This window comes from Saliniramus fredricksonii, from assembly GCF_900094735.1.
Taxonomy (GTDB): Bacteria; Pseudomonadota; Alphaproteobacteria; order Rhizobiales; family Beijerinckiaceae; genus Saliniramus; species Saliniramus fredricksonii.
Genome location: NZ_FMBM01000003.1, coordinates 357,108 through 375,099 on the forward strand (window position 1 = coordinate 357,108; position 17,992 = coordinate 375,099).

10 protein-coding genes, 3 tRNA genes, 3 rRNA genes and 1 pseudogene are annotated in these 17,992 nt (G+C 62.0%); 6 read left to right on the forward strand and 11 right to left on the reverse strand.

All coding sequences use genetic code 11. The annotated features are described in order from the left end of the window. Positions 1–80: 80 nt before the first annotated feature. The 5 genes from atpD to GA0071312_RS18985 form a co-directional block, all read right to left on the reverse strand. Positions 81–1,502, reverse strand: a complete 1,422-nt coding sequence (gene atpD, locus GA0071312_RS18965) for a F0F1 ATP synthase subunit beta (RefSeq protein WP_074446561.1) — start codon at positions 1,500–1,502, stop codon at positions 81–83. A 22-nt stretch (positions 1,503–1,524) separates the two neighbouring features. After that, positions 1,525–2,421, reverse strand: a complete 897-nt coding sequence (locus tag GA0071312_RS18970; protein ID WP_074446562.1) for a F0F1 ATP synthase subunit gamma — start codon at positions 2,419–2,421, stop codon at positions 1,525–1,527. Positions 2,422–2,495: 74 nt separating this feature from the next. Further along, positions 2,496–4,031, reverse strand: coding sequence for a F0F1 ATP synthase subunit alpha (atpA, locus tag GA0071312_RS18975; protein ID WP_074446563.1), 1,536 nt, complete (start codon positions 4,029–4,031; stop codon positions 2,496–2,498). Continuing rightward, entirely contained in the window at positions 4,031–4,603 is a 573-nt protein-coding gene (locus GA0071312_RS18980; protein WP_074446564.1) for a F0F1 ATP synthase subunit delta, read from the reverse strand. The genes atpA and GA0071312_RS18980 overlap by 1 nt, the downstream gene beginning before the upstream one ends. 258 nt (positions 4,604–4,861) lie before the next feature. Next, positions 4,862–7,171, reverse strand: a complete 2,310-nt coding sequence (locus GA0071312_RS18985) for an NADP-dependent malic enzyme (protein ID WP_074446565.1) — start codon at positions 7,169–7,171, stop codon at positions 4,862–4,864. A 349-nt stretch (positions 7,172–7,520) separates the two neighbouring features. Between GA0071312_RS18985 and ykgO the strand changes: the two genes are divergently transcribed. The 6 genes and pseudogenes from ykgO (at position 7,521) to GA0071312_RS19015 (ending at position 11,632) form a co-directional block, all read left to right on the forward strand. After that, positions 7,521–7,646: a type B 50S ribosomal protein L36 gene (gene ykgO, locus GA0071312_RS18990; protein ID WP_074446566.1), complete on the forward strand. Its 126-nt coding sequence runs from the start codon at positions 7,521–7,523 to the stop codon at positions 7,644–7,646. A gap of 1,244 nt (positions 7,647–8,890) precedes the next feature. Beyond that, positions 8,891–9,565, forward strand: coding sequence for a DUF938 domain-containing protein (locus tag GA0071312_RS18995; protein ID WP_074446632.1), 675 nt, complete (start codon positions 8,891–8,893; stop codon positions 9,563–9,565). Positions 9,566–9,613: 48 nt separating this feature from the next. Beyond that, positions 9,614–9,748: pseudogene (locus GA0071312_RS20640) on the forward strand (phage head-tail joining protein); the annotation flags it as partial. 37 nt (positions 9,749–9,785) lie between these two features. Then, on the forward strand, positions 9,786–10,130 hold the full coding sequence (locus GA0071312_RS19005) for a DUF2190 family protein (protein WP_074446567.1): 345 nt from the start codon (positions 9,786–9,788) through the stop codon (positions 10,128–10,130). Positions 10,131–10,202: 72 nt separating this feature from the next. After that, positions 10,203–11,255: a ParA family protein gene (locus GA0071312_RS19010; protein WP_238947347.1), complete on the forward strand. Its 1,053-nt coding sequence runs from the start codon at positions 10,203–10,205 to the stop codon at positions 11,253–11,255. Positions 11,256–11,257: 2 nt separating this feature from the next. Then, on the forward strand, positions 11,258–11,632 hold the full coding sequence (locus GA0071312_RS19015; protein ID WP_074446568.1) for a hypothetical protein: 375 nt from the start codon (positions 11,258–11,260) through the stop codon (positions 11,630–11,632). A gap of 181 nt (positions 11,633–11,813) precedes the next feature. On the opposite strand, the gene GA0071312_RS19020 is transcribed toward GA0071312_RS19015, so the two are convergent. The 6 genes from GA0071312_RS19020 to GA0071312_RS19045 all read right to left on the reverse strand — a co-directional run. Continuing rightward, a tRNA-Met gene (locus tag GA0071312_RS19020) sits at positions 11,814–11,890 on the reverse strand. 78 nt (positions 11,891–11,968) lie between these two features. Further along, positions 11,969–12,084: ribosomal RNA gene (rrf, locus tag GA0071312_RS19025) — 5S ribosomal RNA — on the reverse strand. A gap of 884 nt (positions 12,085–12,968) precedes the next feature. Continuing rightward, positions 12,969–16,241: ribosomal RNA gene (locus GA0071312_RS19030) — 23S ribosomal RNA — on the reverse strand. Positions 16,242–17,016: 775 nt separating this feature from the next. Beyond that, a tRNA-Ala gene (locus tag GA0071312_RS19035) sits at positions 17,017–17,091 on the reverse strand. Positions 17,092–17,197: 106 nt separating this feature from the next. Further along, positions 17,198–17,274 (reverse strand) — tRNA-Ile (locus GA0071312_RS19040). A 251-nt stretch (positions 17,275–17,525) separates the two neighbouring features. Then, positions 17,526–17,992, reverse strand: a 16S ribosomal RNA gene (locus tag GA0071312_RS19045); the annotation flags it as partial.

Genomic DNA, 17,992 nt, shown 5'->3' on the forward strand with positions numbered 1-17,992 from the left:
GATGCGCTCGCAATAAGGCCCGCCGGCGGCGGGTCACGGCCCGGTCGCGAGACCGGGCCGCATGGGGATCGTCGATCGGCTTACGCGGCTTCGGCTGCCAGCTTCTGCGCCTTCTCGACGGCTTCTTCGATGCTGCCGACCATATAGAAGGCGGCCTCGGGGAGGTGATCGTATTCACCCTCGACCAGACCCTTGAAGCCCTTGATGGTATCCTCCAGGGAAACGAGCTTGCCGGGCGCGCCGGTGAACACTTCCGCCACGAAGAAGGGCTGCGACAGGAAGCGCTCGATCTTGCGGGCGCGTGCCACGGCGAGCTTGTCCTCTTCCGAGAGCTCGTCCATGCCCAGAATCGCGATGATGTCCTGGAGCGCCTTGTAGCGCTGCAGCGTCTGCTGGACCGCGCGGGCGACGTCGTAATGCTCCTGCCCGATGATCAGCGGGTCGAGCATGCGCGAAGTGGAATCCAGCGGATCCACGGCCGGGTAGATGCCCTTCTCGGCGATGGAGCGGTTGAGCACCGTCGTGGCGTCGAGGTGGGCGAAGGAGGTGGCGGGCGCCGGGTCGGTGAGGTCGTCGGCGGGGACGTAGATCGCCTGCACCGAGGTGATCGAGCCCTTGGTCGTCGTCGTGATGCGCTCCTGCAGGCCGCCCATATCGGTGGCGAGCGTCGGCTGATAGCCCACCGCCGAGGGGATGCGACCGAGCAGCGCCGACACTTCCGAACCCGCCTGGGTGAAGCGGAAGATGTTGTCAACGAAGAACAGCACGTCCTGGCCCTGATCGCGGAAATGCTCGGCGATGGTCAGACCGGACAGGGCGACGCGGGCACGCGCGCCGGGAGGCTCGTTCATCTGGCCGTAGACGAGGGCACATTTGGAGCCTTCGCCGCCGCCCTTCTTGTTCACGCCCGAATCGATGAACTCGTGGTAGAGATCGTTGCCCTCGCGGGTGCGCTCACCCACGCCGGCAAAGACCGAATACCCACCATGCGCCTTGGCGATGTTGTTGATCAGCTCCTGGATCAGCACGGTCTTGCCAACACCGGCGCCGCCGAACAGACCGACCTTGCCGCCCTTGGAATAGGGCGCGAGCAGGTCGACGACCTTGATGCCGGTGACCAGGATCTGCGCTTCCGTCGACTGCTCGGAATAGCTCGGCGCTTCCTGATGGATGGCGCGCAGGCCTTCCATCTCGATGTCGCCGGCCTCATCGATCGGCTCGCCGATGACGTTCATGATGCGCCCCAGCGTACCGGCGCCCACGGGAACCTTGATCGGCTCGCCGGAATCGCGCACCGCCTGGCCACGCACAAGGCCTTCGGTCGTATCCATCGCGATGCAGCGAACCGTGTTCTCGCCAAGCTGCTGGGCGACTTCGAGCACAAGGCGCTCGCCCTGGTTCTCGGTCTCGAGCGCATTGAGGATCTCGGGCAGGTTCCCGTCGAACTGCACGTCGACGACGGCGCCGATGACCTGGGTGATATGTCCGGTCGGATTGGCCATGGTATCTCGTCCTCTTGGATACTCAGAGCGCCTCGGCGCCCGAGATGATTTCGATGAGTTCCTTCGTGATCTGCGCCTGACGCGTGCGGTTGTAGATCAGCGTCTGCTTCTTGATCATGTCGCCGGCATTGCGGGTCGCGTTGTCCATGGCGGACATGCGCGCGCCCTGTTCGGAAGCGGCGTTTTCGAGAAGCGCGGTGAAGATCTGCACGGACAGGTTCTTCGGCAGCAATGTGCCGAGAATGGCTTGTTGCGAAGGCTCGTATTCGTAAAGCGTCTCGCCGCCGTCACCGGGAGTCGCCGCGGCGTCATCCTCAGGCGCGACCTGTGCCGGAATGATCTTCTGGGCCGTCGGGATCTGGGCGATCACGGATTTGAAGCGCGAATAGAACAAGGTGGCGACGTCGAATTCGCCATTATCGAACAGCTCGATCACCTTGCGACCGATCATGTCGGCTTCTTCATAGCCCACATGGCGCACGTCGCGCAGGTCGATGAATTCGATGATCTGCTTCGAGAACTGACGGCGCAGGATATCGTGGCCCTTCTTGCCGACGCAGATGATCTTGACCGTCTTGCCCTCAGCGAGGAGCCGGTTCGTGTGCTCGCGCGCGAGGCGCGCGATCGACGAATTGAAGGCCCCGCACAGGCCGCGTTCGGCGGTGCAGACGATGAGCAGATGCGTCTTGTCATCGCCCGTTCCCGTGAGCATGCGCGGCAACTCGGCATCGCCCTGGGAGACGCCGGCGGCGAGATTGGAGAGCACAACCGCCATGCGCTCGGCATAGGGACGCGCCGCTTCCGCCGCAGACTGGGCCCGGCGCAGCTTCGCCGCAGCCACCATCTGCATGGCCTTGGTGATTTTCTGCGTCGCCTTCACCGAGGCGATGCGGTTTCGCAGATCCTTGAGTGACGCCATGGGACGTACGGACCTTTCAAGACTGTCGACGGATCAACCGGGCACGCTGTGGCGCCCGGCGCGGATGGCGGGCTTCAGGCGGAGAAGGTCTTGGCGAAATCCTCGACCACGCCCTTCAGCTTTTCTGCCGTGTCGTCCTTGAGATCGCGGGTGTCGCGGATCGCCTCGAGGATGTCCTCATGCCTCGAGCGCAGCACACCGAGGAGACCTTCCTCGAAGGCGCGGACCTTGCCCACCGGGAGATTGTCAAGATAGCCGTTGGTGCCGGCCCAGATCACGCAGACCTGCTCTTCCATCTTCAGCGGCGAGAATTGCGGCTGCTTCAGGAGCTCGGTCAGACGCGCCCCACGGTTGAGCAGGCGCTGGGTGGTGGCATCGAGGTCGGACCCGAACTGGGCGAAGGCCGCCATCTCGCGATACTGCGCGAGCTCGCCCTTGATCTTGCCCGCGACCTTCTTCGTCGCCTTGGTCTGGGCCGAAGAACCCACACGCGACACCGAGAGACCCACATTCACCGCCGGGCGCACGCCCTGATAGAACAGATCCGTCTCGAGGAAGATCTGGCCGTCCGTGATCGAGATCACGTTGGTAGGGATGTAGGCGCCGACGTCGTTGGCCTGGGTCTCGATCACCGGAAGGGCGGTGAGCGAACCGGCACCTTCATCGTCATTCATCTTCGCCGCACGCTCGAGCAGGCGCGAATGCAGATAGAACACGTCACCCGGATAGGCTTCGCGACCGGGCGGACGACGCAGCAGCAGCGACATCTGGCGGTAGGCGACGGCCTGCTTGGACAGATCGTCATAGGTGATCACGGCATGCATGCCGTTATCGCGGAAATACTCGCCCATGGCGCAGCCGGTAAAGGGCGCCAGGAACTGCATCGGCGCCGGATCGGAAGCCGTGGCAGCGACGATGATCGAGTATTCCAGTGCGCCCTGCTCTTCGAGCACCTTCACGAACTGGGCCACCGTGGAACGCTTCTGGCCGATGGCGACATAGACGCAGTAAAGCTTCTGGCTCTCGGGAGCGCCTTCGACGTTCAGCGGCTTCTGGTTGAGCATGGTGTCGAGGGCGATGGCGGTCTTGCCGGTCTGGCGGTCGCCGATGATCAGCTCACGCTGGCCACGACCGATCGGGATCAGCGCGTCGATCGCCTTGAGGCCCGTCGCCATCGGCTCGTGCACCGACTTGCGCGGAATGATGCCCGGCGCCTTGACGTCGACCCTGCGACGTTCGGTCGCCTCGATCGGCCCCTTGCCGTCAATGGGATTGCCGAGTGCGTCGACGACGCGACCGAGCAGGCCCTTGCCGACCGGGGCGTCCACGATGGCGCCGGTGCGCTTGACCGTCTGGCCTTCCTTGATCTCACGGTCGGAGCCGAAGATCACGATACCGACATTGTCGATTTCGAGATTGAGGGCCATGCCGCGCACGCCCGATTCGAATTCGACCATCTCACCGGCCTGGACCTTGTCGAGGCCGTAGCAACGGGCAATGCCGTCACCGACGGACAGGACCTGGCCGACTTCGGTGACCTCGGCCTCCTGGCCGAAGTTCTTGATCTGCTCTTTGAGGATCGTTGAGATCTCAGCGGCTCGAATGTCCATCAGCGGACCTCTTTCATCGCAAGACGGAGGGAATTGAGTTTGGTGCGAAGGCTGGAATCGACCATGCGGCTGCCGACCTTCACGACGATGCCGCCGATCAGTGCGGGATCGATTTTCACGTCCACATCAACCTCGGCATCAGCGACTTCACGCAAAGTCGCCTTGATATCATCGAGAACCGCTGCGGAAGGTTGTTCCGCCAGCCGCACCTCGGCATTGACGATGCCCTTGGCCTGCGCGACCAGCGCGCGATAGTCCCGGATCATCGCAAGAAGCACGAACAAACGCCGCTTGGAGGCGACGAACTTCACGAAATTGCCTGCGAGCCCGGTCACACCGGCCTTCTCGGCAATGGCGGAGATTCCCGCGACCTGTTCTTCGGCGGTGAATACGGGGCTGACCAGCAGCCGACGCAGATCCGCGCTCTCCGCGGCCAGCGCCTCGACGATGGCGAGTTTCCCGGCCACGTCGTCAATCGCGTTATTCTCCTGCGCCAGCTCGAACAGTGCCGAAGCATAGCGCCCGGCGACGCCCGATACGATCGAACCGCTTGCGTGTTTGGACTCGGCCACCGGCTGTTCTCTTCTCGGTTACCGGGCCACCGTGACGCTGTGAAAAGCGGCATGGCACGCCCGGACTGGAATGGATGACGGACCGCCGGCGCGGATCTTCACCTGGATACACTTGTATCCCTGCGAGAGCTCCGCGCCCGGAAAGCGGGGGTGCGATAGCATGGGTTTTCGGGGGGCGCAAGCCGCCCGCGCGCGCCACCATCGTCGAAGATCGAATCCCATGCCGCAAACGGAGGCCGACAGGGCCTTTCCGCAAGGTCATCCCCCGATATTGTAGGCCGCCAGCGCCGCCATGTTGACGATGTCGGAATCGGTCGCACCCAGCGGTACGATCTGTACCGGCTTGTCGAGCCCCACGATCATCGGCCCCATCACGGTCGCACCGCCCAGCTCCTGCAACATCTTGGTGGCGATGGAAGCGGAGTGGAATGCGGGCATGACCAGAACATTGGCCGGGCCCTTGAGGCGCGAGAACGGATATTGCGCCTGCAGATCACGGTTGAGCGCCACATCGGCGGCCATCTCGCCGTCATATTCGAAATCGACCCGGCGCGAATCGAGAATGCGCACCGCCTCCTGGATCTTTTCGGCCCGTTCCGCGCGCGGCTGCCCGAAAGTCGAGAAGGAGAGCAGCGCCACGCGCGGCTCATATCCCATCCGCCGGGCCACGCCCGCAGCCTCAATGGCGATTTCGGCGAGTTCGCGCGCATCGGGCATTTCATGGATCGCGGTATCGGCCACAAGCACCGCCCGCCCGCGCGTCAGGCACAGCGACATGCCGATGACCCGATGGCCCGGCTTGGCGTCGATCACACGCGTGACGTCTTCGAGCACCGTGGAGGAATTGCGGGTCACGCCGGTGACCATCGCATCCGCATCACCCAGCGCCACCATGGAGGCGCCGAAATGGTTGCGGTCCTGGTTGATCAGGCGCACGCAATCACGCTGGAGGTAGCCCTTGCGCTGCAGGCGGTCATAGAGAAACTGGGTATAGGCCGCATTGCGCTTTGACAGGCGGGCATTGTTGATCTGGATGTTCTCGCGCCCCTCCAGATCGATCCCGGCAAAGGTCGCGGTCTCGTAGATGCGGTCCTCGCGCCCCACCAGGATGGCGGTACCCAGCCCCTGATTGGCGAAGCTCAATGCCGCGCGGATCACCTGCTCCTCCTCGCCCTCGGCAAAGACGACGCGCTTGGGGAACTTGCGTACACGCTCAAAGATCCGGTTGAGCGTCCCGGCCACCGGATCGCGCCGCGCCGAGAGCTGGGCGCGATAGGCGCGCTCGTCGACGATCGGGCGGCGTGCGACGCCGGTCTCCATCGCCGCTTTCGCCACGGCGGGCGGAATGGTCGAGATCAGGCGCGGATCGAAGGGGACGGGAATGATGTATTCGCGCCCGAAGCGCGGGCGCGAGCCCTGATAGGCGGCAGCCACCTCGTCGGGCACGTCCTCGCGAGCCAGCTCGGCCAGGGCCTGTGCGGCGGCGATCTTCATCTCCATGTTGATCGCGGTGGCGCGAACATCCAGCGCGCCGCGGAAGATATAGGGGAAGCCGAGGACATTGTTGACCTGGTTGGGATAATCCGAGCGCCCCGTGGCGATGATGACGTCGTCGCGGATGGCGTGGACCTCCTCCGGGGTGATCTCCGGATCGGGATTGGCCATGGCGAAGATGATCGGCTGATCGGCCATGGAGCGAATCATCTCGGCGCTGAAGGCGCCCTTTACCGAGAGGCCGAAGACCGCATCCGCGCCGTTGAGCGCATCGGCGAGGCTGCGCGCCTCGGTGCGCGCGGCATGGGCCGATTTCCACTGGTTCATGCCGGCTTCGCGGCCCTGATGGATCACGCCCTTGGTGTCGCACAAAAGCACGTTGTCAGGCTTGAAGCCCATCGCCTTGAGCAACTCGACGCAGGCGATGCCCGCCGCACCCGCGCCGTTCACCACGAGGCGCGTTTCCCGGATGTTGCGCCCGGTCAGGTGCAGCGCGTTGATCAGCCCCGCCGCCGCGATGATGGCGGTGCCGTGCTGGTCGTCGTGGAAGACGGGAATGTCCATGAGTTCGCGCAGGCGCTCCTCGATGATGAAACATTCCGGCGCCTTGATGTCCTCCAGATTGATGCCGCCGAAGGAGGGCCCGAGATGGCGGACCGAATCGATGAAGGCATCGGCATCTTCCGTATCGACCTCGAGATCGATCGAATCGACATCGGCGAAGCGCTTGAACAGCACCGCCTTGCCCTCCATCACCGGCTTGGAGGCGAGTGCGCCGAGATTGCCCATGCCGAGAATCGCCGTCCCGTTCGAGATCACAGCGACCATGTTGCCGCGCGTGGTCAGGTCGAAGGCACGCGACGGGTCGTCGGCGATCGCCTGGACGGGCACCGCGACGCCGGGCGAATAGGCCAGCGAGAGGTCGCGCTGCGTCGCCATCGGCTTGGTCGGCGTCACCTCGAGCTTGCCGGGGCGCCCGCCGGAATGGAACAGCAGGGCTTCCTGCTCGGTGAAGGAGGGGCGCTTGCTGCGGGCCGGGGCGTTTTTCGGGCCGGGCTGGCTGTCTTTTGCCATCGTCGATCGGTCTCTTTCTGCGGCGGGTGATGGAGCAACACGGAGATGTTGCAGGGGAGCGGACCTTAGGCGAGGCGCGGCCCGTGAACAAGACGCGCCGCACAAGCGCGAAACCAGCGACGCCGACACCCGCGATGGTGCGGCCGAGCCGAGATTCCCGCGCAATGGCGCATGGTCCCGATTGACCGGGCAGGCCAATTCCTGTATCTGCACCGCCAGCATCGCGGGTAAGGTTCCTTGCCTGGCGATTTTTCTTGTCTTTCAAACGGCGCTGGGATCGCGCGCCCTGCGCGGGCGAAGGAATGCGTCATGCCGGTCCATAGTGACCGCGCGAACGGAGATTGGACCGATGAAGATTCGCAACTCGCTCAAGAGCCTGCGCGACCGCCATCGCGACTGCCGTCTGGTGCGTCGCCGGGGCCGCGTCTACGTGATCAACAAGACCCAGAAGCGCTTCAAGGCGCGTCAGGGCTAAAGCCGGTTGACGCGCCCGAATACCGGGCCGCTTCAAACCTGTGCGTGATGAGGGCGCCGCTGACGCGGTGCCCTTTTTCGGTTTGTATCCGTCTATCGGCTGAGCTTTTTCTTCGTATATTGCCTTGGAAAACTGATGCATTACCGGGCATTCCCGTAACGATACCAATCTCATATTGTCGACATGCACAGGATGGTCATGTCCCTCGGCGGGTGAAACTGGCGGCTTTGCAGCGACGATATCCGGCAGGACGGGGTCAGGCGCGTCAGCGTCCAGTGCCTGCGGGGCGGGCGGGTTCGCGATCGCCATCGCAGCGAATGTTTCCATAGCGATGTCTGGGTCGGGCTGCGGGCCGTGCAGATGACACGGTTGGGCATTTTATTCGCGCAGGGTCGCGCCGACGCGGCGGATGGAGTGCCTTGACGGGCTTCGCCGATGGAGCCCGCCGTGATGCCCGGCATGGCGGCTCCCTGCAAGATGACGAGATGGCACCAGCGCCATACGCTGCAGCTCGAGGTGTGACGGGAAGGCGCTGTACCGTGCCGCCGACCCGCGTCGCTCGGTCGTGATCCAGACAGTTGTTGGATTATGCGCGGCGATTGGCGCGCTTCCATCGGGAACCGGCGCCGGTATGTGCGCCGGTGCATCCCTGCGTCACCTTCTCGGTGACAGTGGGCGACAGGGCTCGCACCGGGGAGGAACGCGCCGCCATGCGCAGCGATCCTGTCGCTGGCTCTCGAACCACAGCCGGTCAGGGCCCCGGGGGAAGATGCCGGCGCACCCAATGAACGTGGGCGGCTTGCAGCATGAGGCATCATTGCCGGATCACGGCGTGATCCATGACATGTGAGCCTGCCTCCAATCCGGGGATTTCATGCCGATCCGGCAACGGCGCGACCCGTCCGGTGGTGCGCAGCATCACGGCCCCACCCTTGCTGCCGGAGGCGGGGACTGCGCTCACCCGCAGATCCGTTTTCGCCCATGCAGCAAGCGAAGTCGCAAGATATGCATCATTTCACTGGATGGATGCCGGCTCACAGACAATATCTTGTGTGCCGAAAACGGCTTGGAGCGTCCACCCTGATTCCATGAGTACGAATCGCCCCCTGATCGTCGCGTGTTGAAGCGTCCCGACAGGTTTCCACTGTCCACACCCGTATCTGCCATGCCATGATCACACACGGTCACGTCCCCTCGTCGCTTTTCAGGGGCGCAACATGTCCGTAAAACGCTTGGAGCCCATGATGACGAGTCACCTTGTGTCGACGGATCCGCTGGAGGATCCTGCCGCGTTCGCCGCACGGCATCCGGGGCTTCGGCATGCCCCCGCGACATCCCGAAATCGCGAACCGATCCGGCAAGCCCTGGCGGATCTGCTTCCAGCCCGTCCCTGTACGGTACTGGAGATTGCCTCGGGTTCCGGCGAGCACGCACTCTGGATGGCGCGGCATCTGCCGCAGGTCACGTGGGTGCCCAGCGAGGCGACTGCAGAAGGGGTTGCCGCCATCGGGGGCTGGCTGGCGCATTGTCCGGATCTGGCTGGTCGCGTCCGGCCTCCGGTTCTGATTGATGCCGCCCGACCGCCATGGCGCGGCGAGCCGGCGGATGCGGTTTTCGCAGCCAACCTGACCCATATCGCCCCATGGTCTGCAACGCTCGGCCTTATCGCCGGCGCAGCCTCCCGGCTGGTGCAGGGTGGCATTCTCCTGATCTACGGCCCCTTCAACGAGAGGGGCCGTTTCACCGGCCCCGGGAACGCGGCCTTCGATGCCACTCTGCGCAAGCAGAACCCGGACTGGGGCCTGCGCGACCGCGAGATGATCGATGCAGCGGCCGTGGCGCGCGGCCTTTCAGTCGAAGCGGGCCGCGTGATGCCTGCCGACAACCGTCTGCTGGTCTATCGCTGCGGCGCACCCTGAGGACGGCAAGCATTCATCTGGTCACAGCGCAACGCCTCGCGCGGCGCCCTGCTGGCCGCGTGTTACCGGGGCGTCCGCACCGTTGAATATGGCGGCAAGCGCATCACCTGTGCGAGCGACGGCGAGAGGGCCGCCGCGCTCGCGGACCTCACCCGGCAGATCGCAGGGACGACCGACCGCATCTCGGTCGTCCGCATCCAATCGTCCAAAGGGCCCTGCGATGAAGGACTACTTCCAGAACGGCCACGTCACCCGCGTCACCACGCCCGCCGGCGACATCGCCTCGGGCAACGCGCTGATCGTGGGCAGCATCCTCGGCATCGCCGCCTATTCCTTGGCAGAGGGCAACCCGGTCGAGTTCTCCACCACCGGCGTGTTCCAGCCGCCAAAGGCCAGCGCGGCGGTGCTGGCGGTCGGCGCACGGGTCGCGTTGGACAACACGGCGAAGGAAGTGACCACGCTGGCTGCGGGGCGGTTCCCGATCGGCGTCGCAGTGGAGGCGGCCGGGAACGGCGTCACCAGCGTCGCGGTGCGGCTGGATGGGGTGGCGACGGCGGCGGCGTGACAGAAGGATTGACAAGCTCACTGTGAGCAACGTACACATCACCTGTTTACGTTATTCACAGGATCACTCAAAGTGTCTGAGGATGAGGACTTCGTCGGCATCAACGAGATTGCTGACATGGCCAAGGTAACGCGGCAAGCGGTGGCCAATTGGCGAACCCGCTTGTCTGACTTCCCAAAGCCAGTCGTCGAACTTGCGTCCGGTCCTGTGTTCAAGCGCTCGCACGTCAGTGCATGGCTCAGGAGAAGGAGGATACCGATGGCCCACGTGTTTTCGACCATCAACTTGAAAGGCGGCGTCGGGAAGACCACGACGACGGTAGCGCTTGCCGAAACGCTCTCTGGCGAACTTGGCAAGAAGGTTCTCGTCATCGACCTAGACCCTCAGACCAACGCGACCACCATGCTGATTGGTGAGGAGCGCTGGCGGGAACTGAACGACGCAGGTCATACGCTAGCTCAGCTATTCAAGGATGCGCTGGACCCATTGAGCAAGAAGTTCGACCTTGAGAAGACGCTGCAGAAGCGCGTATCGGATGTTTCTGCTGCGCAATCGATCGACCTGCTTCCTTCAAGCCTGGACCTGATCGACGTCCAGGATGAGTTGGTGAACACGCCGGTCGGCAAGTACGGCGCGATCAGGCCATTCGACATCCTGTGGCGGGCCGTCAAGGACATCGTGGAGCAGTACGACGTCGTCATCGTCGATTGCCCACCGAACCTCGGCAAGATCACGCAGAACGGCCTGCGGATGTCACAGGGTTTCATCATCCCTACGATCCCGGACATTCTATCTACGTACGGCATCCCACAGATCGTCAAACGCGTGCGTGAATTTGCCGAGGAGATCGCCGAGCCAATCGAGCCTCTCGGCATCGTTATCCAGAAGTACCAAGCCAACTCGAACGTGCACGGCAACATGATCAAGCAGCTCAAGCAAAACCATGATGCCGAGCCGAGGAACTGGCCACCCGTATTCGAGACCCGGATCCCACAAGCGAATCAGATCGCAGCAGCTGGAGAACATGCGAACCATTCCACACTCAAGCAGAAGTGGGGAAGCGGGAGGCTCTACGAAAGCTTCTCGAATCTGACCAAAGAAATCTTGACCAAGTTGGGTGCGTAAAGATGAAGCTCAAAAAGACACTCCAAGACTTGATGAAGGTGGTCATAGAGGAGGCCAACCGGAATCCGGAATTCGCCAAGGAGCTTGAAACTGCCCTCGGCCTAGAACCGAAGACGGTGAAGGAGGAGAAGGGCCGCGCCGCTCACCGGCGCGCGGCTGCCGTCCTCGACCCGATTTCGTTGGCCCGAGAGGGAGAGGACGCGCTCCGGACAAAGCTTGAGCCACTGACGCTCGACCAGCTACGGGACATTGTGGCCGAGTACGGCATGGATCCGGGCAAGCTCGTCATGAAGTGGAAAGCTCCGGACCGAGTCATCGACCGGATCGTCGAATACTCCGTAGCGCGGGCCAAGAAGGGCGAGGCATTCCTTCGTTAGACGGACGTGATGTGAACACCGTGCCCATCCCGTGTCGCATCCGTGTTGCACGGAGGAATCGGGCCTGATCGTAAGCCTTTGGAATCTTTGGGGAGTGTTCGGGACGCCCTTGCGACACGATGCGACACGCAAACGCCGCCCCTGAGGGCGGCGGATAAGCGTTTGATAACGCGGAAGATTTTGGTTGCGGGGGCAGGATTTGAACCTGCGACCTTCAGGTTATGAGCCTGACGAGCTACCGGGCTGCTCCACCCCGCGTGAGGTGTGTTGTTTGTGGGGGCTTGTGAGAGGATGATGGTTTTTTGCTTTTTTGCGTGATTGTCTTGTCTTTTGCGGGCCCGGCGACGACCTACTCTCCCGGGTCTTGAGACACAGTACCATTGGCGCTGAGGCGTTTAACGGCCGAGTTCGGGATGGGATCGGGTTTTATGCGCCTCGCTCGAGCCACCGGGCCGGCGAAAGACAAGTTTGCGCAGCAAACTTGATTGATTGATTTAGCCTCAGACGCCGACTTTCTGGCCGGCCTCAAGCGCCGGCGTGGGCGTGCGCCCACTTGGCTTTTCCGCGGAATGGTCCGCGACGCGCGTTCGCGCTTTGGGCCTTCGGCCTGGTTTTTACGCAGGCCTCAAGCGCCGGCGTGGGCGTGCGCCCACTTGGCTTTTCCGCAGAATGGTCCGCGACGCGCGTTCGCGCTTTGGGCCTTCGGCCTGGTTTTTACGCAGGCCTCAAGCGCCGGCGTGGGCGTCCGCCCACTTGGCTTTTCCGCGGAATGGTCCGCGACGCGCGTTCGCGCTTTGGGCCTTCGGCCTGGTTTTTACGCAGGCCTCAAGCGCCGGCGTGGGCGTCCGCCCACTTGGCTTTTCCGCAGAATGGTCCGCGACGCGCGTTCGCGCTTTGGGCCTTCGGCCTGGTTTTTACGCAGGCCTCAAGCGCCGGCGTGGGCGTCCGCCCACTTGGCTTTTCCGCGCATGAGCGCGGGCGGCCGTTCGGCCTTGCCGGCGCGTTGCGCCGGGTCGGGCTGAACCGTCTGAGGTGAAGCATGAGGTTGGTGACGGTCTTTCTGGATCTGACGTTTTTTAATCAGCCCCGGCGCGCAGCGCCGCAAGCGCGAACGCGCGCCGCGCCCCATGGCGCGGAAAGCCTGAGCGGACGGAGGTCCGCGCCGGCGTTTGAGGCCAACAATAAACGAGTGATCCTGCAACGTTTGTGATGAGCGTCGGGCCGTCAGGCCCGCAAGGCCGAACGGCCGCCGCGCCGCGTGGCGCGGAAAGCCAAGCGGACGGACGTCCGCGCCGGCGTTTGAGGCTCATCAAAAAGCGCGCATGGATCATGAGAGGCAATCAAGCCAATCGAGCGATTAGTACCGGTAAGCTCAACGCATTGCTGCGCTTGCACACCCGGCCTATCGACGTGGTGGTCTTCCACGGCTCTCAAGGGAGATCTCGTTTCGAGGTGGGTTTCCCGCTTAGATGCCTTCAGCGGTTATCCCGTCCGTACATAGCTACCCTGCACTGCGGCTGGCGCCACAACAGGTCCACCAGAGGTACGTCCATCCCGGTCCTCTCGTACTAGGGACAGATCCTCTCAAATCTCCTACACCCACGGCAGATAGGGACCGAACTGTCTCACGACGTTCTGAACCCAACTCACGTACCACTTTAATCGGCGAACAGCCGAACCCTTGGGACCTGCTCCAGCCCCAGGATGTGATGAGTCGACATCGAGGTGCCAAACGATCTCGTCGATATGGACTCTTGGAGATCATCAGCCTGTTATCCCCGGCGTACCTTTTATCCGTTGAGCGATGGCCCACCCACGCGGGACCACCGGATCACTATGGCCGACTTTCGTCTCTGCTCGACATGTCCGTCTCGCAGTCAGGCAGGCTTATGCCATTGCACGCAACGACCGATTTCCGACCGGTCTGAGCCCACCGTCGCGCGCCTCCGTTACTCTTTGGGAGGCGACCGCCCCAGTCAAACTGCCTGCCATGCGCTGTCCCGGACCCGGATAACGGATCGCGGTTAGACATCCATGTCGCCAAGGGTGGTATTTCAAGGGCGGCTCCACACAGGCTGGCGCCCATGCTTCAAAGCCTTCCACCTATCCTACACATGCCGACACGAATGCCAGCGCAAAGCTACAGTAAAGGTGCACGGGGTCTTTCCGTCTGACCGCAGGAACCCCGCATCTTCACGGGGAATTCAATTTCACTGAGTCGATGCTGGAGACAGCGGGGAAGTCGTTACGCCATTCGTGCAGGTCGGAACTTACCCGACAAGGAATTTCGCTACCTTAGGACCGTTATAGTTACGGCCGCCGTTTACCGGGGCTTCGATTCAAAGCTCTCACCTCTCCTCTTAACCTTCCGGCACCGGGCAGGCGTCAGACCCTATACGTCATCTTGCGATTTCGCAGAGCCCTGTGTTTTTGCTAAACAGTCGCCACCCCTGGTCTGTGCCCCCCGCCACCGGTTGCCCGATGACAGGGCCTCCTTATCCCGAAGTTACGGAGGTAATTTGCCGAGTTCCTTCAGCATCGTTCTCTCAAGCGCCTTGGCATACTCTGCCAGTCCACCTGTGTCGGTTTCGGGTACGGTCTATAATACGGGGGCTGTTTCCAGGGACCATCCAGAAGCACACCCAATCCAGTAAGGATGCACAACACTTCAGATCCGTCACCACCCGCAGGCTGCGGAATATTCACCGCATTCCCATCGACTACGCCTTTCGGCCTCGCCTTAGGAGCCGGCTAACCCTGCGCAGATTAACTTTACACAGGAACCCTTGGACTTTCGGCGACAGCGTCTCTCACGCTGTTTGTCGTTACTCATGTCAGCATTCTCACTTCCGATACCTCCAGGACCCCTCACGAGTATCCCTTCACAGGCCTACGGAACGCTCCGCTACCACCCGGTGACCAGTTATCAGTAATCAGTGACCAGATGCCTCGAGACCGTCAGCGGTCGGCGAGACTGTTCTTCAAACCTTGCAACATCCGCACGATCTGACGCAACTCGTCGCGCCAGTCTTCCGCACGTTCATGCGCAACAAACCCGAGATCCGCGCAATACCGACACCACAGACGCGTCTCCTCGGCAGAGCCGATCGCCATCACGAGATAGCGCCCGAACTCCCGGGGAGAGGCCTGCTGTCGACCGGCACCCTCGACAATCAATCCACAGACCGATCGCGAAGATCGTCTGAGCTGATCGGCGAGACCGCCATATTGCTCACTCTTGGGAAACTCCAGGCTCACGCCATGAAGCTCCAGCGACAATGCATAAGCACGACGAAAGACCTCCAGATCTTCCGCGTCCCAACGCTTGCCGCTACGCGCATCAAAGTTCATTCTGTTCACTGTTCACTGATAACTGGTCACCAGATCCTAAGCTTCGGCTCGTGGCTTGAGCCCCGTTACATTGTCGGCGCAGGAACCCTTGTTTAGACCAGTGAGCTGTTACGCTTTCTTTAAAGGATGGCTGCTTCTAAGCCAACCTCCTGGTTGTTTTGGGGTTCCCACATCCTTTCCCACTTAGCCACGAATTGGGGGCCTTAGCTGTAGGTCAGGGTTGTTTCCCTCTCCACGACGGACGTTAGCACCCGCCGTGTGTCTCCCGCGCAAGTCTTCCAGGTATTCGGAGTTTGGTTAGGTTTGGTACCGTTGTGGACAGCCCTAGCCCATCCAGTGCTCTACCCCTGGAGCATAAACGCGAGGCGCTACCTAAATAGCTTTCGCGGAGAACCAGCTATCTCCGAGTTTGATTGGCCTTTCACCCCTAACCACAAGTCATCCGAGGCTTTTTCAACAGACACCGGTTCGGTCCTCCAGTGCGTGTTACCGCACCTTCAACCTGCTCATGGCTAGATCACTCGGTTTCGGGTCTGAAGCAACGAACTGAACGCCCTGTTCAGACTCGCTTTCGCTGCGCCTACACCTCACGGCTTAAGCTTGCTCGCTACTTCAAGTCGCTGACCCATTATACAAAAGGTACGCGGTCACCCAGGACAAACCTTGGGCTCCCACTGTTTGTAGGCATCCGGTTTCAGGGACTGTTTCACTCCCCTCGTCGGGGTGCTTTTCACCTTTCCCTCACGGTACTGGTTCGCTATCGGTCGCTAAGGAGTACTTAGGCTTGGAGGGTGGTCCCCCATGTTCAGACAGGATTTCACGTGTCCCGCCCTACTCGTATCCCACACCTCCCTGAACCCGTACGGGGCTGTCACCCATAGTGCCCGACTTTCCAGACGGTTCCGGTTGAGAAGAATGTGAGCATTGGCCTGGTCCGCGTTCGCTCGCCGCTACTGACGGAGTCTCGTTGATGTCCTTTCCTCCGGGTACTGAGATGTTTCAGTTCCCCGGGTTCGCCTTTGACCCCTATGTATTCAGGATCAAATACCTTCTCATAGCAACCAGTAAACAGTAACCAGCCACCAGATCGCTCCGGCAACTGCCCACTGTTCACTGGTCACTGAAGGTGGGTTGCCCCATTCGGAAATCCCCGGATCAAAGCTCGTTCGCAGCTCCCCAGGGCTTATCGCAGCGTACCACGTCCTTCATCGCCTCTTAGCGCCAAGGCATCCACCAGATGCCCTTATCACACTTGATTGCTCTCATGATCCATACGCGCCGCCGCAAGGCGGTTCGTATCAACCAGAATTGTACGCGCGCCGCCGCAAGGCAGTACGCACACATCATATCAACCACACACGCCATCAAGCCGGCGCATGCAGCCCTCCATACGGACTACTCGGCAGTCGTCCGCATGATCAGAACTTCAAAGACCATGGTTGCGGATGCATCACTACATCCGCACCTCATGCTTCAACGCGCCCGGTCCATCCCGCAAGGTGTCGCAAAACACCCGCAAAGACGCTGGCCGGCCTCACAAGAGACCTCCCGGTACGCGTCATCATCCTCTTCACAATGTCAAACAATCCCAAACGTCCAATGCCACGGTCGCAAGGCGACCACCAACAAAGAACAAGGGAAACTGTTGCTCTTCAACGAACACTTTCTAAGTAGCCTCAATCGCCGGCAGGCGCGTCCGCGCCTTTGGCTTCCCGCGGAACGGTCCGCGGCGCGCAGTCGCGCTTGCGAGGCTTCGCCTCGGTTCATGCGAGCCTCAAACGCCGGCAGGCGCGTCCGCGCCTTTGGCTTTTCCGCGCCACGCGGCGCGACGGCCATTCGGCCTTGCGGCGCTGGCGCGCCGGGGCGTCCAGCCAGGAATAGCTACGCTGATAGAGGTCTCAAACGGCGCCGGTTAGCCCCAACCGAACGCATGAACGCCGCGGTAGCGGCACTAGCGCGAACGCGCGCCGCGCCCCATGGCGCGTCAGCCAAGTGGGCGGACGCCCACGCCGGCGCCTGAGGCACCATCTAAATGGTGGAGCCAGACGGATCGAACCGACGACCTCCTGAATGCAAATCAGGCGCTCTCCCAGCTGAGCTATGGCCCCGGGCAGTGACCAGTAACCGGTGATCAGTGACCAGAACAAAGCTGCCTCAGCCGCCAGACGAACGCGTCGCCCGGCTGGTCACTGGTCACTCGTCACTGGTAACTGATGGTGGGCCTGGATAGACTCGAACTATCGACCTCACCCTTATCAGGGGTGCGCTCTAACCACCTGAGCTACAGGCCCGGACCAGGGATCGAAGAACCACAAGGCCATCATCCCCAAAAGGGCCGTAAACCCCAAAAGTGTCCGAAGGGAAGAAAGAGAAACGAAGGCGGCGTCATCCGCAATGCAGTCGTCAGTGATCAGTCACCAGTGACCAGAAGGCCACCGACGCCCCATCGCTGCGCTGCTCAATATTCCAAGTCCAGTGAAAGAACCATGCCAGAAACCATCGCTGGTCACTGGTCACTGATCACTCGTCACCGGATCCTTAGAAAGGAGGTGATCCAGCCGCAGGTTCCCCTACGGCTACCTTGTTACGACTTCACCCCAGTCGCTGATCCTACCGTGGTCGCCTGCCTCCCTCGCGGGTTAGCGCAGCGCCGTCGGGTAGAACCAACTCCCATGGTGTGACGGGCGTGTGTACAAGGCCCGGGAACGTATTCACCGTGGCATGCTGATCCACGATTACTAGCGATTCCACCTTCATGCACCCGAGTTGCAGAGTGCAATCCGAACTGAGACGGCTTTTTGGGATTAGCTCCAGGTCGCCCCTTCGCTGCCCATTGTCACCGCCATTGTAGCACGTGTGTAGCCCAGCCCGTAAGGGCCATGAGGACTTGACGTCATCCCCACCTTCCTCTCGGCTTATCACCGGCAGTCCCCCTAGAGTGCCCAACCAAATGCTGGCAACTAAGGCGAGGGTTGCGCTCGTTGCGGGACTTAACCCAACATCTCACGA

Excerpts from the sequence above, each read along its gene's own strand:
- GA0071312_RS18985 (WP_074446565.1), bottom strand. The coding sequence starts at position 7,171 with ATGGCAAAAGACAGCCAGCCCGGCCCGAAAAACGCCCCGGCCCGCAGC.
- ykgO (WP_074446566.1), top strand. The coding sequence starts at position 7,521 with ATGAAGATTCGCAACTCGCTCAAGAGCCTGCGCGACCGCCATCGCGAC.
- GA0071312_RS18995 (WP_074446632.1), top strand. The coding sequence starts at position 8,891 with ATGACGAGTCACCTTGTGTCGACGGATCCGCTGGAGGATCCTGCCGCG.
- GA0071312_RS19015 (WP_074446568.1), top strand. The coding sequence starts at position 11,258 with ATGAAGCTCAAAAAGACACTCCAAGACTTGATGAAGGTGGTCATAGAG.
- GA0071312_RS18970 (WP_074446562.1), bottom strand. The coding sequence starts at position 2,421 with ATGGCGTCACTCAAGGATCTGCGAAACCGCATCGCCTCGGTGAAGGCG.
- atpA (WP_074446563.1), bottom strand. The coding sequence starts at position 4,031 with ATGGACATTCGAGCCGCTGAGATCTCAACGATCCTCAAAGAGCAGATC.
- atpD (WP_074446561.1), bottom strand. The coding sequence starts at position 1,502 with ATGGCCAATCCGACCGGACATATCACCCAGGTCATCGGCGCCGTCGTC.
- GA0071312_RS19005 (WP_074446567.1), top strand. The coding sequence starts at position 9,786 with ATGAAGGACTACTTCCAGAACGGCCACGTCACCCGCGTCACCACGCCC.